Here is a 14,199-nt window from a genome sequence, read left to right on the forward strand (position 1 = left end):
CCGGGCGCCTACGCTTTCGGAGCAGCGGGGACATCTTTGGATACCGTCACCGGCGTTCCGGTCGCTTCGAGCGGCGCGACAAAGTTGACCAGCTTGAGCGCCAGCTTGCCGCGCTTGCCCTGGCTGGGATCGAAGCTGTACGACGTGACCGAGCAGTTCGGCACGTCGCCGTTGCGGTCGTATTCCAGGATCTTCGATTCGTCGAGCCGTTCGAGCAGGTAGCGGAAGCAGTTGACGGTGACCTGGTGGCCGACGATCAGCACGCGTTCGCGCGCGTATTCGCGGGTGATGGTGTCGACCACGCTGCGCAGGCGTAGGATGACGTCGCACCAGCTTTCGCCGCCGGGCGGGCGGAAATAAAATTTGCCGACGTGCTTGCGCTGTTCGTACAGGTCGGGATAGCGCGCCGAGATGCCGTGGGTGGTGAGGCGATCGAGGATGCCGAATTCCTTTTCGCGCAGGCGCTCGTCGACGGTCGCCATCAACAGGCTGTCCTCGTCGAAGCCGGCCTTGACGATGCGCGCCGTTTCAGCGGCGCGCAGGTAGGGTGAATGCAGGATGACGTTGGGCTGCTGTTCCTCGGGCATGGCGGCGAACCAGGCGGCCAGCGCCTGCGACTGCTGCACGCCGAGGTCGGACAAGGGCACGTCGACGTCGCGCTCGGCGATGTCGATGACCAAGCCCTTCGCCGCTTCGGCGGCATCGCGCGCCACATTGCCGGCGCTCTGGCCGTGCCGCACCAGCCAGATCTCCTGAGGCCACTTCTGTTCCATCGATCACCCACCGCTCATGTTGACACGTCGTCATGATAGACGGATTCGGCGGCCTTTCAGCGCACGATAGGCCCCTCAGGCGACCAGCTGCTCGCTATCGAGTTCGACTTCCGCGGCGTTGTTGAAGACCGCCATGTCGGTCTGGCCGAGGACCCGGCTGGTGAAGGTGCCGGCGGTGATCGAGCCGCTGACGTTGAGGGCGGTGCGGCCCATGTCGATCAGCGGCTCGATCGAGATCAGCAGGCCCGCCAGCGCGACCGGCAGGTTCATCGCCGACAGCACGATCAGCGCGGCGAAGGTGGCGCCGCCGCCGACGCCGGCCACGCCGACCGAACCGACCGTGACGATCGCCACCAGCTGCAGGATGAATGAGCTGGTGAAGGGATCGATGCCGACGGTCGGCGCGATCATCACCGCCAGCATCGCCGGGTAGATGCCGGCGCAGCCGTTCTGGCCGATGGTCGAGCCGAACGAGGCGGCGAAGTTGGCGATGCCCTCCGGCGTGCCGAGGCGGGCGGTCTGGGTCTGCACGCTCATCGGAATGGCGCCGGCGCTGGTGCGCGAGGTGAAGGCGAAGGCCAGCACCGGAAAGATCTTCTGCAGGTAGCGGCGCGGGTTCAGACCGACCGAGGAAATGATCATCAGGTGCACGCAGAACATGATCGCCAGCGCGCTGTAGGAGGCGCCGACGAAGCTGATCAGCTTGAGGATGTCGGAGATACTTGACTGCGCAACTACTTGCGTCATCAGCGCGAACACGCCGAACGGGGTCAGGCGCAGCACCAGCGTCACCATGCGCATCACGATCACGTGGGCGACTTTGACGAAGTGGCTGAAGGAGCCGAAGATGTCCGGCTTCTTGGCGGCGATGCCGGTGGCCGAGATGCCGATGAAGATCGAGAACAGCACCACCGCGATGGTCGAGGTCTTGCGCGCGCCGGTCATGTCGAGGAAGGGATTGGCCGGGATGAACGACAGGATCATCGACGGCAGGTTGATGGCCTGGGCGTCGGGCAGCTTGCCCTGCAAATACTGGCCGCGCGCCAGTTCGGTCGCGGTCGAGGTGATGCCGACGGCGGTCAGGCCGAACAGCTTGGCCATCAGGATGCCGACCAGCGCGGCGACCATCGTGGTCACCATCAGGGTGCCGATGGTCAGCACGCTGATCTTGCCCAGCGAGGAGGCGTCTCTCAGCTTGAGGATGGCCGAGACGATCGACACCATGATGAGCGGGATGATGATCATCTGCAGCAGCTTGACGTAGCCGGAGCCGACGATGTCGAGGTAGGCGGCGGTGTCGGTGACGACGGCCGAGCTGGCGCCGTACAGCGCCTGGAACGCGGCGCCGAGCAGCACGCCGGCGCCCATGCCGGCGAACACGCGCTTGGTGAACGAGACGTGGACGGCTTGCATGCGGTACAGGGCGACGCACACAGCGAGCGCGACCAGCAGATTCAGGATCAGTGGAATATTCATGGGCTTCCTAGGACGGTTCGTTCAAGCAATGATTCGCAGCATTCTATCCACATTCGCGCAGCAGTGCTTGGGGTCTACTCCACCAGATTCAGCTGCCAATACCCGACGTCCGTCCAGCGACCGAACTTGAAACCAACTTCACGGAATTCTGCCGCTTTCGTGAAGCCAAGCTTCTCGTGCAATGCGATGCTGGCCGGATTGGGCAGCGCGATGCCGCCAATCGCCAGATGGTAGCCGCCGGCGCGCAGCCGATCGAGCAGGGCGCGATACAGCATGGTGCCGACGCCTTGTCCCGCACTGGCTGGCGCCAGGTAGACCGTGGTCTCGACCGAAAAACGGTACGCATGGCGCACCCGCCAGCTAGTCGCATAGGTGTAGCCGATGACGACGCCGTCCACTTCCGCGACCAGCCAGGGCAAGCCCGCCCCCTGGACATCGGCGATGCGGCCCGCCATCTCGATGACCGGCACCTCGGCTTCCTCAAAACTGATCGACGTCGTCAGCACAAAATGGTTGTAGATGGATGCGAACGGCTCGGCATCCTCCACGTGGGCATCGCGGATATTCAATTCTATTTCCTCCTGACCATTATTCTACCTATGGGAACGGTTGCGCTCCGAGTGACTGATTCCTGGGCAAGCAAATTGCGCTGGCTGATCCGATTATTTGTTACTACAATAAATCATTCAATGAAAATCACTTTCGACGCGCTCAAGAGAGAGAAAAATCGCGACGAGAAAGGGACACCGCGCGGCCCGGCCCGCAGGATCATCAGCATGAGGAAAGCAAATGAGCGTGAAATCAAAAAGTACACCGCAGCCCTGGGTTGATCCGGACGAAGCTCCCGAACTCACGGACGAGTTTTTCGAAAAGGGAGTTTGGCGGATCGGGGATAGGGTAGTGACCCGCGAGGAGGCCAGCATCGAGGACAAAAAACGTCGGGGCCGCCCGAGCGCCGACACGACCAAAATCAGCACCACGATCCGCTTCGACGCGGACATCCTGGCTGCCTTCAAGGCGCAGGGTGAGGGCTGGCAAACCCGCATGAACGATGCGCTGCGCGATTGGCTCAAGTCCCATCCACAGTAGCCGCCTCCAGCGCACCATCAGTTTTCGCGCCAGTGCACCGGCACGTGGATAACCACGCTGTCATTCCACGCAGCGACCGATGCAGTGACATGGGTCGCGCTTTCGCCCGAACCCAGGGCAGCGGTAGTCGCGATATTGAGAGACTCGGTGTAGACACGATAGCCTTTGCCCACTGACTGCTGCGCCAGGGCTTCGGCGCGATGCGCGCGTTCGCTGCCGAGCAATTTGGTCATCAGGAAAATGCTGAAGAGGACGCCCAGCGAGCCCAGTGCGAATGGAATGCGCATGTCGCGCACAGGCTTGCCCGCGGCGAGGCGAGCGGCAAGAATTGGCGGCATGCCGAGAGTACGCACCAGCCACAACGCCACGACCCAGTGACATACTTGTACGCCGGCGAGCATCAGCAGTTGTAGCGGGTATAAGCGCAGGTAGCTCAGGCTCAGATCGAGAGGCGGGAAGAAGAGCGCAACCGCCCAAAGCAGCGCAATAGGCAGGTAAGCGCAGGCGACCCAGCGAACCATTGAGACGGCGCGTAGATTGCCGGACCAAACCATCACCGCGCCGAGCCACATGGCAACACTCATGTAGAAGCCATTCTCGGGGTGAAGCAGATACGTCGCGACGGCGACGACGGCATCGACCGCGCCAACGGCCGCCAGCACCTTGCCGACACTGCGCAGTGTGCCTTGCTCCGGCTGGGGCGCCGTCTCGGCGGTTTCTGGTGCAGACCGCGCTTGCTCGAGTGCGGCGATGCGTTCCCGCACTTCGCTTGCGCGTTCCGGGAAACGCTCGGCGTCGATGGTTCTAAGCACCTGGCGCAACTGTTCTAGATCGTAATCGGTGTAATCGGGAATCAAGGAAGGCTCTTGGCACGTCGGAATGATTGCTGATTAGACCACCGTCCAGCGTTTCCGTCGAGCATTTATTTTCGGCCCTGGCCCGTCTCGCCTGCTATTCGCGCGACTTTAGTGCCGCCAGCGTATTTTCGGCTCCCATCTTCGCCGCCAGGCTTGCCGCGCTCATGCCGCGGCTGTCGATCGCGTCGACATTGGCGCCGTGGGCGATCAGGAGCGCCAGCACGTCGGCGCGGTTGAACATGGCCGCCATCATCAACGGTGTTTTACCATCCGGGCTGTTGCCATCGACCGCGGCGCCGTATTCGAGCAGCAGGGCGGCGATGTCGATGAAGCCCTTGAAGGCCACGCCTGCCAGCGGCGTCTGGCCCTGGTCGTTGGGGACGTTGGGATCGGCCCCCGCCTGGAGCAGAACGCGTACCGTGTCGAGATGGCCGTGGTAGCTGGCCAGCATGATCAGGCTGTCGCCCTTTTCATTGCGAAAATTCACGGGCAAGCCTTTTTCTACCAAGCCCGCCAGGCGCGCGCTGTCGCCTTCGCGCACGAGGTTGAATACCTGGCGGATGAAGTCCAGGGTCTGGTCGTCCATCGGGGGACGCGCAGCGGCGGCAAGGGAGTCGTTCGGTGGTTCGGTCTGCATACATCCTCGTCGTTTGATTTGCTGTATCAAGCTAAACGCGCGGCGCCTGCACGTCGGTGCGGATGCGCACACTGCACAAGACCGGCTGCAAAAACGGCGCCGCTTCGCTATTTGCGCTAATGTTGGCGGATTGGCGGCCTCGGCTTGCGCCGCCGTTCACACATTCATCGACTCCAGGAGAATCACATGCGAAAACTCATCATGATGGCCATCGCCGGCTTTGTCTGGCGCAAAGTGCAGGCCCGCGTCTTCAAACAGGCAGTGCCGGCCCGCGGTCCGCGTCGTTCGCTGCGATAATACGGAGGAAGTTGCGGCCGCAAATGGCAAAAAGCCCACGAACGTGAATTCGTGGGCTTTTTGTTTATTCGTGGTAGGCCGTGCGGGATTCGAACCTGCGACCAACGGATTAAAAGTCCGCTGCTCTACCAGCTGAGCTAACGACCCGAAAGAAGCAAGATTATAGGGGGCAAAGGCGATCCTGTCAAATGTCCAAAACCACATTTTTGGGCATCACAGCGAAGGCACTATCGGCAAGCTCACGCGACGGCGACAAAACCGGGGTCAGGTCCAGTGGACCTGACCCCGGCTTCTGCGGTGACGATTACTTCAGCGTCGCCAGGCGGTCCTTCGCGGCCACTGCGGCGGTCGAACCCGGATACTTCGCCACCACCTGCTGCAGCGTCTTTTTGGCGTTCTTCTTGTCTTTGAGCGCGATGTAGCTGCTGGCGATGGTCAGCATCGCGTCCGGCGCGCGCGGGCTGTCCTTGTAGTTGGCCGCCAGCGCTTCCTGCGCGACGATCGCGTTCTTGTAGTCGTTCTGCGCGTAGTAGGCGTTCCCCAGCGAGTACTGCGCGCTCGAGGCGTAGCTCGAGTCGGGGAAGCGGCGCACGAATTCGGCCAGCGAGGTCGAGGCGCCCTTGAAATCGCCCGCCTTGTACAGCGCCATCGCCGCTTCGTACGACTTCAGTTCGCTCACTTCGACTTCGGCTTCGCGCCCGTCGATGTTGACCTTGCGCGGCTCGAGCCTGGCGATGCGCGCATCGAGGTCGGCGTAGAAGTCCTTCTGGCGCTTCTGCGAGTTGGCCACTTCGTTGGCCAGCACTTCGATCTGTCCGCGCAGGCGCGCGATTTCCTGCATGGTCTGCTCGTGCTGGTTCACCAGGTCGAGCGCGGCGCTCTTGTCGGACTTGGTGTCGATCCGCGCATTCAGTTCGCGCGAGAGGTTCTCGACCTTCGAGCGCAAATCGAGAATCGCCTTGCGCGCTTCGTCGTCGTCGAGGATGCCGGCGCCGGCCTGCAGCGGGAACCAGGCGGCCAGCGCGAAACAGGCGGCGGCAATGCGGGACTTGGAAATGGAGTTCATTGGTCGTGACTTTCAAAAAAATCGGGGCGGGTGCAGTCTGCACCGCACGCCGCCCCCTTGTCAATCGGCCCGCTCAGGCGAATCGATTAGTAGACGATGTCGGCGCGGCGGTTTTCAGCCCATGCCGCTTCGTTGCTGCCCATTGCCTTCGGCTTCTCTTTGCCCAGCGAGACCGCTTCCATCTGCGACTCGGCCACGCCCATCGAGCTCATTGCCTTGCGCACGGCTTCAGCGCGCTTCTGGCCCAGCGCCAGGTTGTATTCGGTGCCGCCGCGCTCGTCGGTGTTCCCCTGGATCAGGATTTTGCGCGACTTGTTCTTGTTCAGGTAGGCGGAGTGGTTCTCGACCACTGGCTTGCCGTCGTCGCGCACGGCGTAGCTGTCGAAATCGAAGTAGACGCTGCGCTTGGCCAGCACGCCCTGCGGATCGTTCAGCGGATCGGCGGTGCCGGTCTCCACTGGGCGGATCGCGTTGGTGTCGGCGATTGGCGCGACGCGTTCAGGGGTGCGCTCGACGACCGGCGCTTCGTTCAGTTTGACTGGCGAGCTGCAAGCTGAGAGCAGGGCGGCGCTCGTTACGATGAAAGCTAAACTCTTAAAATTGCGCATGATTTTCTTCTCCTGGTCACTAGTTAAGGACTACTACTTACTTCAAGAACGGGCCCCAGTTGGGCTCCCGTATATTTCCCGATTGGGTCGTCAGTCGCTGCTTGACACGTCCATCGACGGAGACCACGGCCAGGCCTGAGCCGCTGCCCTTGGTCGCGTACATGATGTACTTGCCGTTCGGCGAAAAACTCGGTTCGCTGGCGCCATCGGCCAGCCGCAGTTCCTGGCCGCTGGCCAGGTCCATCGCGTAGAGGGAGAAGGCGCCGTTGCGCTGCGAGATCCAGGCCAGCGTCTTGCCGTCCGAGGACAGGCGCGGGCTGATGTTGTAGCTGCCGTTGAAGGTGACGCGGGTGGCCGCGCCGCCGCTGGCGCTCATCTTGTAGATCTGCGGGCCGCCGCTGCGGTCGCTGGTGAAGTAGATGCTCTGGCCGTCGGCCGAGAACTGCGGCTCGGTGTCGATGCCGTTGCTGTTCGACAGGCGCCGCATGCCGCTGCCGTCGGCGTTCACGCCGTACACCTGCGAGTGGCCGTCGCGCGACAAGGTCACCGCCAGGCGCGAGCCGTCAGGCGACCAGGCGGGAGCCGAATTGCTGCCTTTTTCGTTCGACACCACGCGGCGCGTGCCGGAGACCAGGTCCTGCACATAGACCACCGGCTTGCGCTGCTCGAACGAGACGTAGGCGACCTTGCTGCCGTCGGGCGACCAGGACGGCGAGATGATCGGCTCCTTGCCGTGCGCGGCGACCTTGCGGTCTTCGCCGTCGGCGTCGGCCACTTCGAGGCGGTATTCGTTGCTGGCCTTGGTCACGTAGGCAAAGCGCGTGTTGAAGGCGCCGCGCGTGCCGGTCAGCTTTTCGTAGACGTCGTCGGCGATGCGGTGCGCCGCGCGCCGCGCGCCTTCGGCCGGCACCACCGGCGACAGCGTCGACAGCTGCGCCGACTTGATCGTGTCGAACAGTTTGTAGCGCACCTCGAAGCTGCCGTTGGCGTTGGCGTGCACGCTGCCCACCACCAGCGCGTCGGCGCCGCGCGACTTCCACTGGCCGTAGTCGACCGGCGCGGTTTCCGACAGCACGCTGCCGGTGTCGATCACCTTGAACACGCCGCTGCGCTCAAGGTCGGCGCGGATGATCGCCGACATCTGCGCGGGCGCGATCGATTCGTCGGCGAAGGTGGCGACGGCCACAGGAATCTGATTGCTGGCGACGCCGGCAATCTCGACGCGCACCTGCGCGCTGGCGGAGGAGGCGGCCAGCACGGCCGAATACAGCAGGATGGAGAGGTTTTTTTTCATAGGTCGGTTCGGTCCTGGTTGGTGACGGAATGCGATATCAATTCAAATCCTTCATCTTGAAAGCGATCACAAGTGTTCGCTCAACGGTACCATCTTTCTTCTTTGGCAGTGGTGACGCTTTAACAATACCCTTCTCGACCGCATCGTCGAACGAAGCGATGCCGCTGCTCTTGACCAGGCGCGCCGAAATGATCTCGCCGGTCGGCAGCTGCTCGATCCTGAATTCCGCCGTCGGGTTGCCCGCGACGTCGGTGTCGCCGGCGTACGAGGTGGTGCTCTTGACCTTGCCGCGGATGGCCGCCAGGTAGCCGCTGTCGATGCGCGGCGCGCTCGACTTGGCGGCGTCGCCCACCATGCCGGAGCCGGTGATGCGCTTCATTTCGTCGGCCTTCAGCTTGTCCAGCTTGGCCTGCTCGGCGGCCGCCAGCTTCGACTTGGCCAGCTTGTCGGCCTTGACCTTCTCGGCCAGCTTTTTCTCTTCGTTCTTCTTGTCGGCCAGCTCCTGCGCCTTCTTCTCGGCCGCTTCCTGGGCCTTTTTCTCGGCCAGCTTCTCGGCCTTCTTGCGCTCTTTTTCTTCCTTGGCGAGGCGCTTTTCTTCCTGCCGCTGTTCTTCCAGGCGCTGCTCTTCGAGCCGGCGTTTTTCGGCCTTGCGCTTTTCCAGCGCGATGTCGGGCGGCTTCGGCGCGACCGGCTGCTCCACCGGCGGCGGCTCGACGACTTTCTGCGCCGGCTCGGGCGGCGGGGCCGGCTCCGGTTCGACCGTTTCCTGCGGCGGCGGTGGCGGCGGCGCGGCCGACTGCGTCTTCATGTCCCACACCTCGGCCTCGACCGCGACCGGCTCGGTGTTCTGCCAGTTCACGCCGATGAACAGGAACGCCAGCAGGCCGGCGTGCATCGCCGCGGCCAGCGCGATCGCCGGCCAGCGTTTCGGTTCGGGCGGCACGGTGTAGGGCGCGCCGGCGGTTACAGGCTTCATGCTCACTTGGTCGCCAGCCCCACCCGGTTGATCCCCATCTTCTTCGCTTCGGAAATCAGCTGGATCACGTCGTCGTACTTGCTGTCCTTGTCGCCGGCGATCATCACCGGGTATTCGGGATGCTCGGCGTGCAGGGTGCGCAGCGCGCGCATCACGGCGGTGCGGTCAGGCATGTCCTTGGCCGGCGTGCTGTTTTTGCCGTTGACGCCGATCGACAGGGTCGCATTCGGCTTGAGCACCACCTGGATGTAGTCGTCCGGCGGCAGCGCCGACTTCTCCGCGCTCGGCAGGTTGATCACGCTCGGGCTGTTGGCCGGCGGGATCACCATGAAAATAATCAGCAGCACCAGCATCACGTCGATGTAGGGCACGACGTTGATGTCGGACTTGAACTTGCGGGCGCGGCCGCCGCGCATGCTGCTCGATAGGGATGCCATGCGTCCTCCGATCAGCGCGACTGGCGCTGCAGGATGTTCGAGAATTCCTCGACGAAGCTTTCGAAGCGAATCGCCAGGCGGTCGATGTCGTGGGTGAAGCGGTTGTACGCGACCACGGCGGGAATCGCGGCGAACAGGCCGATCGCGGTGGCGATCAGCGCTTCGGCGATGCCCGGCGCGACGGCGGCCAGCGTCGCCTGCTGCACGTTGGCCAGGCCGCGGAAGGCGTTCATGATGCCCCACACGGTGCCGAGCAGGCCGATGTAGGGCGACACCGAGCCGACCGAGGCGAGGAAGTTCAGGTGGATGTCGAGGGCGTCGAGTTCGCGCTGGAAGGCGGCGCGCATGGCGCGGCGCGAGCTGTCGAGCACGGCGCCCATGTCGAGCATTTCCTTGGTTGCGGCCTGCTTGCCCTTGATGAATTCGCCCATGCCGGATTCGAAGATGCGCGCCAGGGCGCCGCTCTGGTCGCGCTGGCTGCTGGCGCTCTGGTGCAGGGTGTGCAGGTTGCCGCCGGCCCAGAAGCTGCGCTCGAACAGCTCGGTCTGGCGGCGCGCGGCGCGGATTGCGAACATCTTGCGGAAGATATAGGTCCAGCTGGTCAGGGAGATGCCCACCAGCAGCAGCATGATCAGCTTGACGATCAGGTGCGCATTGGCGATCAGGGCGATGAAGGAAAGGTCTTGGGCTGCGTTCATTGGGCGGCTAGGTTTTTCTTTGAATGAGTGATGAGTCAGGCGGAGCGCATCCGGGCGGCGACCGGGTCGGGCAGGGGACGCGGCTTGATGCCGGCGCGATTGACGCAAGCGACCTTGACGCGGGCACTGGCGAGCAGGGCGTCGCCGCAGGAGGCGTGCTGGACAAAATGGACCGAAGCCCGGCCGAGCTTCTCGATCGACAGGGTCAATGTTATTACATCATCGAGCCGGGCCGGCGCGTGATAGTCGACGCTGGCGGACTTGACGACGAAAATGGCGTCGTGCTCGTCGGCCATCTGCTGCTGGCTGACGTCGAGGGCGCGCAGCCACTCGGTGCGGGCGCGCTCGAAAAACTTGAGGTAATTGGCATAGAAGACAATGCCGCCGGCGTCGGTATCCTCGTAGTACACACGAACTGTCCAGGTGAAGACTGAGGGCATTGCTGTTGCCATAAATGATATTGGGAAATATTCTACCCGATTTGGCGGGCTTTAAGTACGCCAGCGCACATATGAGCGATCGGGTGCGATCCGCAAGGTTAGGGCGGATTCGCGTCCGTAGTAGACGTTATGCCTACAGATGCGCCAAGGGCTGAAACAATTCCTAACAGGTTAACATCTTTCGTTACATTGGTACAAATCTATTTTCGCCGAAGGAACAGACCGCCGAACCTTTGCTCTTTCGCCGCCGAGTCCAAACATCATTCTGCTCTGACCCGCGTTATATTCGCGCATTTGCGAGGCCCCCCAAATATCATTCGGGTCTGACCCGCGTTAATATTCGCACGTTGGCCGAATGCCCTAAATATCGTTCGGGTCTGACCCGCGTTATATTCGCGCGATGGTGGAGATGGCCGAATAACAAGCGGGTCAGACCCGCTTGATCGCCAGCGGGCCGTAGCCCTGGCAGGTCGGCATCATCTCGATGATGTTGATGTTGATGTGCGCGGGCAAGGTGGCGATCCAGAACGCGGTCGCGGCGATGTCCTGCGCCGTCAGCGGCTGGGTGCCTTCGTACACCTTGGCCGCGGCCGCGTCGTCGCCCTTGTAGCGCACGTTGGAGAATTCGGTGCCGCCGCACAGGCCCGGCGCGATGTTGGTCGCGCGCACGCCGGTGCCCACCAGGTCGGCCCGCAGGTTCAGCGTGAACTGGTCGACGAAGGCCTTGGTCGCGCCGTACACGTTGCCGCCCGGGTAGGGCGTGGCGCCGGCCACCGATCCCAGATTGATGATCAGCCCGCTTCCGCGCTCGACCATCGACGGCAGCAGCGCGCGCGTCATCGTCACCAGCCCGGTGCAGTTGGTGGCGATCATGGTTTCCCAGTCCGCCAGCGACGCTTCGTGCGCGCCCTGCGTGCCCAGCGCCAGCCCGGCATTGTTGATCAGCACGTCGATCTGGCGCCACGACTGCGGCATCAGCGACAGCGCTTCCTGGATCGAGGCCTTGTCGGTCACGTCCATCACCAGCGGCAGCGCCAGGTTGCCCAGCTCGGCCGCGAGCGCGTCGAGGCGATCCTTGCGACGCCCGCTGAGGACGACCTGGTGCCCGTTGGCGACGAAGGTGCGCGCCATTTCGGCGCCGAAGCCCGAAGATGCGCCGGTGATAAATACGATCATGGTGAAGGCCCGAAAAGAGGAACGTCGTAAATTGTAGCCGAAATGGCCAGATTCGAGGACGGCGATGATTGTTTGTCAGCACCTTCCTTGCCCAATCTTGGGGTTTAACTTACAATTTGTGCTCCATTACGTCTCACGTGACTGGCGAAACGCCGCGGCCTCCCAGGCCGTTCGGCAAAAGGTGGGCTTCCACCGGGGAACGTGAGATTTCATTAGCCGTTCGCCTGGGCAGCCACCGATGGAAGCGCGCGATGAGGCTGCCTCTTCGGTTATTCCGTTCTCCCTCATTCGTTCCATACTGCCAGGTGCTTGCACCGATACCCGATTGGAGTTTTTCATGTTTGCAAAAGATCACACGCTCGCCAACGTTGACCCGGACCTGTGGGACGCGATTCAGCAGGAAAACAAGCGCCAGCAGGACCACATCGAGCTGATCGCCTCGGAGAACTACACCTCGCCGGCCGTGATGCAGGCCCAGGGTTCGCAGCTGACCAACAAGTACGCCGAAGGCTATCCGGGCAAGCGCTACTACGGCGGCTGCGAATACGTCGACATCGCCGAGCAGCTGGCGATCGACCGCGTCAAAGAATTGTTCGGCGCCGAAGCGGCCAACGTCCAGCCGAATTCCGGCTCGCAGGCCAACCAGGGCGTGTTCTTCGCGATGCTGAAACCGGGCGACACCATCATGGGCATGTCGCTGGCCGAAGGCGGCCACCTGACCCACGGCATGGCGCTGAACATGTCGGGCAAATGGTTCAACGTCGTGTCCTACGGCCTGACGCCGGAAGAAGACATCGACTACGACGCGATGGAGCGCCTGGCGCACGAGCACAAGCCGAAGATGATCATCGCCGGCGCTTCGGCCTTCTCGCTGAAGATCGATTTCGAGCGCTTCGCCAAGGTCGCCAAAGCGGTCGGCGCCTACTTCATGGTCGACATGGCGCACTACGCCGGCCTGATCGCCGCCGGCCTGTACCCGAACCCGGTGCCGCACGCCGACTTCGTCACTTCGACCACGCACAAGTCGCTGCGCGGCCCGCGCGGCGGCATCATCCTGATGAAGGCCGAATTCGAGAAGCAGATCAACTCGGCGATCTTCCCTGGCATCCAGGGCGGCCCGCTGATGCACGTCATCGCCGGCAAGGCGGTCGCGTTCAAGGAAGCGCTGGATCCGTCATTCAAGGAGTACCAGTCGCAGGTCGTCAAGAACGCCGACGCGCTGGCCAAGGCGCTGATCGCGCGCGGCCTGCGCATCGTGTCGGGCCGGACCGAGTCGCACGTGATGCTGGTGGACCTGCGTTCGAAGAACCTGACCGGCAAGGAAGCCGAAGCGATCCTCGGCCGCGCCCACATGACCTGCAACAAGAACGGCATCCCGAACGACCCGCAGAAGCCGTTCGTCACCTCGGGCATCCGCCTGGGCAGCCCGGCGTTCACCACGCGCGGCTTCAAGGAAGAAGACGCGACGCTGGTCGGCAACCTGATCGCCGACGTGCTGGATAACCCGACCGACGAAGCGGTCATCGAGCGCGTCAAAGCCGAAGTCAAGAAGCTGACCGACAAGTACCCGGTCTACGCGGCGTAAGCAGGACAGCAGTACTTTCGGGGCCGCGCGCGTTGTTGGCGGCGGCCCCTTCGAATTCGCAGCACGACCAGCACCGGCTCCATCATGAAATGTCCGTTCTGCCAGCACGATGAAACCCAGGTCCTCGACACCCGCGTATCGGAGGAGGGCGACGCCGTGCGGCGCCGGCGCCGCTGCGCGCAGTGCGACAAGCGCTTCACCACTTACGAACGCATCGAGCTGTCGATGCCGATCATCGTCAAGAAGAACGGCAGCCGCACCGAGTTCGCCTCGGCCAAGCTGCGCGCGAGCCTGATGCTGGCGCTGCGCAAGCGGCCGGTGTCGGCCGACGCGATCGACACCGCGGTGGCCACCATCGAAGAGAAGCTGCTCACCAGCGGCCGGCGCGAAGTCGACAGCGGCTACGTCGGCGAACTGGTGATGCAGGAGCTCAAGCGGCTCGACAAGATCGCCTACATCCGCTTCGCCTCGGTGTACAAGAACTTCGAGGACCTGGCCGAATTCCAGGACGCGATCGCCGAAGTCGGCCAGCCGCGCAAGAGCTAAGGGTCGTACCTGCGAAGGCAGGTACCCATACTGAGCGGACTTAAACTAGTTTTGCGTGTTCAGCATGGGTACCAGCCTTCGCTGGTAGTCGCTTCTGCCAGTGGCAGAAACGACGGTTTCCAGACTGGCAGCCCGCCCCCACGCGTGAACGCCGCATCTCAGCAAAGTTCCATTTCCACTGCCTCGCACAGTTGAGCCATCTCACGGCTGGCCAAGTCTCGCCTTGATAACTTGAACAAATCAG

17 protein-coding genes, 1 tRNA gene and 1 riboswitch are annotated in these 14,199 nt (G+C 63.0%); of the genes, 4 read left to right on the plus strand and 14 right to left on the minus strand.

From position 1 onward, the window contains the following. Positions 1-8 precede the first annotated feature (8 nt). The 3 genes from AC1D02_RS03580 to AC1D02_RS03590 all read right to left on the minus strand — a co-directional run bounded on the left by AC1D02_RS03580 (position 9) and on the right by AC1D02_RS03590 (position 2,824). Entirely contained in the window at positions 9-773 is a 765-nt protein-coding gene (locus AC1D02_RS03580; protein WP_477313751.1) for a histidine phosphatase family protein, read from the minus strand. A 75-nt stretch (positions 774-848) separates the two neighbouring features. Next, positions 849-2,249, minus strand: coding sequence for an L-cystine transporter (locus AC1D02_RS03585; RefSeq protein WP_477313753.1), 1,401 nt, complete (start codon positions 2,247-2,249; stop codon positions 849-851). A gap of 74 nt (positions 2,250-2,323) precedes the next feature. Continuing rightward, positions 2,324-2,824 (minus strand): arsinothricin resistance N-acetyltransferase ArsN1 family B, encoded by a 501-nt coding sequence (locus AC1D02_RS03590; protein ID WP_477314003.1) that lies wholly within the window; start codon positions 2,822-2,824, stop codon positions 2,324-2,326. Positions 2,825-2,938: 114 nt separating this feature from the next. Between AC1D02_RS03590 and AC1D02_RS03595 the strand changes: the two genes are divergently transcribed. Next, on the plus strand, positions 2,939-3,079 hold the full coding sequence (locus AC1D02_RS03595; RefSeq protein ID WP_477313755.1) for a hypothetical protein: 141 nt from the start codon (positions 2,939-2,941) through the stop codon (positions 3,077-3,079). Continuing rightward, entirely contained in the window at positions 3,039-3,338 is a 300-nt protein-coding gene (locus AC1D02_RS03600) for a BrnA antitoxin family protein (RefSeq protein WP_477313757.1), read from the plus strand. The genes AC1D02_RS03595 and AC1D02_RS03600 overlap by 41 nt, the downstream gene beginning before the upstream one ends. 17 nt (positions 3,339-3,355) lie before the next feature. Here AC1D02_RS03600 and AC1D02_RS03605 read toward each other — a convergent pair whose 3' ends face one another. The 11 genes from AC1D02_RS03605 to AC1D02_RS03655 all read right to left on the minus strand — a co-directional run bounded on the left by AC1D02_RS03605 (position 3,356) and on the right by AC1D02_RS03655 (position 11,824). Further along, positions 3,356-4,195 (minus strand): hypothetical protein, encoded by an 840-nt coding sequence (locus AC1D02_RS03605; protein WP_477313759.1) that lies wholly within the window; start codon positions 4,193-4,195, stop codon positions 3,356-3,358. A 94-nt stretch (positions 4,196-4,289) separates the two neighbouring features. Then, positions 4,290-4,832 (minus strand): ankyrin repeat domain-containing protein, encoded by a 543-nt coding sequence (locus tag AC1D02_RS03610; RefSeq protein WP_477313761.1) that lies wholly within the window; start codon positions 4,830-4,832, stop codon positions 4,290-4,292. Between the two features lie 368 nt (positions 4,833-5,200). After that, positions 5,201-5,276 (minus strand) — tRNA-Lys (locus AC1D02_RS03615). A gap of 157 nt (positions 5,277-5,433) precedes the next feature. After that, a complete protein-coding gene (gene ybgF, locus AC1D02_RS03620; RefSeq protein ID WP_477313763.1) occupies positions 5,434-6,195 on the minus strand; it encodes a tol-pal system protein YbgF in 762 nt (253 codons plus the stop codon). Positions 6,196-6,281: 86 nt separating this feature from the next. Then, positions 6,282-6,803 carry a peptidoglycan-associated lipoprotein Pal gene (gene pal / locus AC1D02_RS03625; protein ID WP_477313765.1) on the minus strand — a complete coding sequence of 174 codons (522 nt, stop codon included), beginning with the start codon at positions 6,801-6,803 and terminating at the stop codon, positions 6,282-6,284. A 37-nt stretch (positions 6,804-6,840) separates the two neighbouring features. Further along, entirely contained in the window at positions 6,841-8,097 is a 1,257-nt protein-coding gene (gene tolB / locus AC1D02_RS03630; protein WP_477313767.1) for a Tol-Pal system beta propeller repeat protein TolB, read from the minus strand. 37 nt (positions 8,098-8,134) lie between these two features. Continuing rightward, a complete protein-coding gene (gene tolA / locus AC1D02_RS03635; protein ID WP_477313769.1) occupies positions 8,135-9,073 on the minus strand; it encodes a cell envelope integrity protein TolA in 939 nt (312 codons plus the stop codon). A 2-nt stretch (positions 9,074-9,075) separates the two neighbouring features. Continuing rightward, entirely contained in the window at positions 9,076-9,489 is a 414-nt protein-coding gene (locus AC1D02_RS03640; RefSeq protein WP_477314005.1) for a biopolymer transporter ExbD, read from the minus strand. 32 nt (positions 9,490-9,521) lie between these two features. After that, the gene (tolQ, locus tag AC1D02_RS03645; RefSeq protein WP_477313771.1) at positions 9,522-10,208 is read right to left on the minus strand and encodes a protein TolQ; all 687 of its coding nucleotides are present in this window, start codon (positions 10,206-10,208) and stop codon (positions 9,522-9,524) included. Positions 10,209-10,243: 35 nt separating this feature from the next. Then, positions 10,244-10,648, minus strand: a complete 405-nt coding sequence (gene ybgC, locus AC1D02_RS03650; protein WP_477313773.1) for a tol-pal system-associated acyl-CoA thioesterase — start codon at positions 10,646-10,648, stop codon at positions 10,244-10,246. 429 nt (positions 10,649-11,077) lie between these two features. Then, positions 11,078-11,824 carry an SDR family NAD(P)-dependent oxidoreductase gene (locus tag AC1D02_RS03655; RefSeq protein ID WP_477313775.1) on the minus strand — a complete coding sequence of 249 codons (747 nt, stop codon included), beginning with the start codon at positions 11,822-11,824 and terminating at the stop codon, positions 11,078-11,080. Between the two features lie 127 nt (positions 11,825-11,951). After that, a riboswitch (ZMP/ZTP riboswitch) is annotated at positions 11,952-12,061 on the plus strand. 100 nt (positions 12,062-12,161) lie between these two features. Between AC1D02_RS03655 and glyA the strand changes: the two genes are divergently transcribed. Next, positions 12,162-13,409 carry a serine hydroxymethyltransferase gene (glyA, locus tag AC1D02_RS03660; RefSeq protein WP_477313777.1) on the plus strand — a complete coding sequence of 416 codons (1,248 nt, stop codon included), beginning with the start codon at positions 12,162-12,164 and terminating at the stop codon, positions 13,407-13,409. Positions 13,410-13,493: 84 nt separating this feature from the next. Continuing rightward, positions 13,494-13,955 (plus strand): transcriptional regulator NrdR, encoded by a 462-nt coding sequence (nrdR, locus tag AC1D02_RS03665; RefSeq protein WP_477313779.1) that lies wholly within the window; start codon positions 13,494-13,496, stop codon positions 13,953-13,955. The last annotated feature ends 244 nt before the right edge of the window (positions 13,956-14,199 follow it).

The sequence above is a fragment of the Massilia sp. P1_C10 genome, assembly GCF_056406475.1.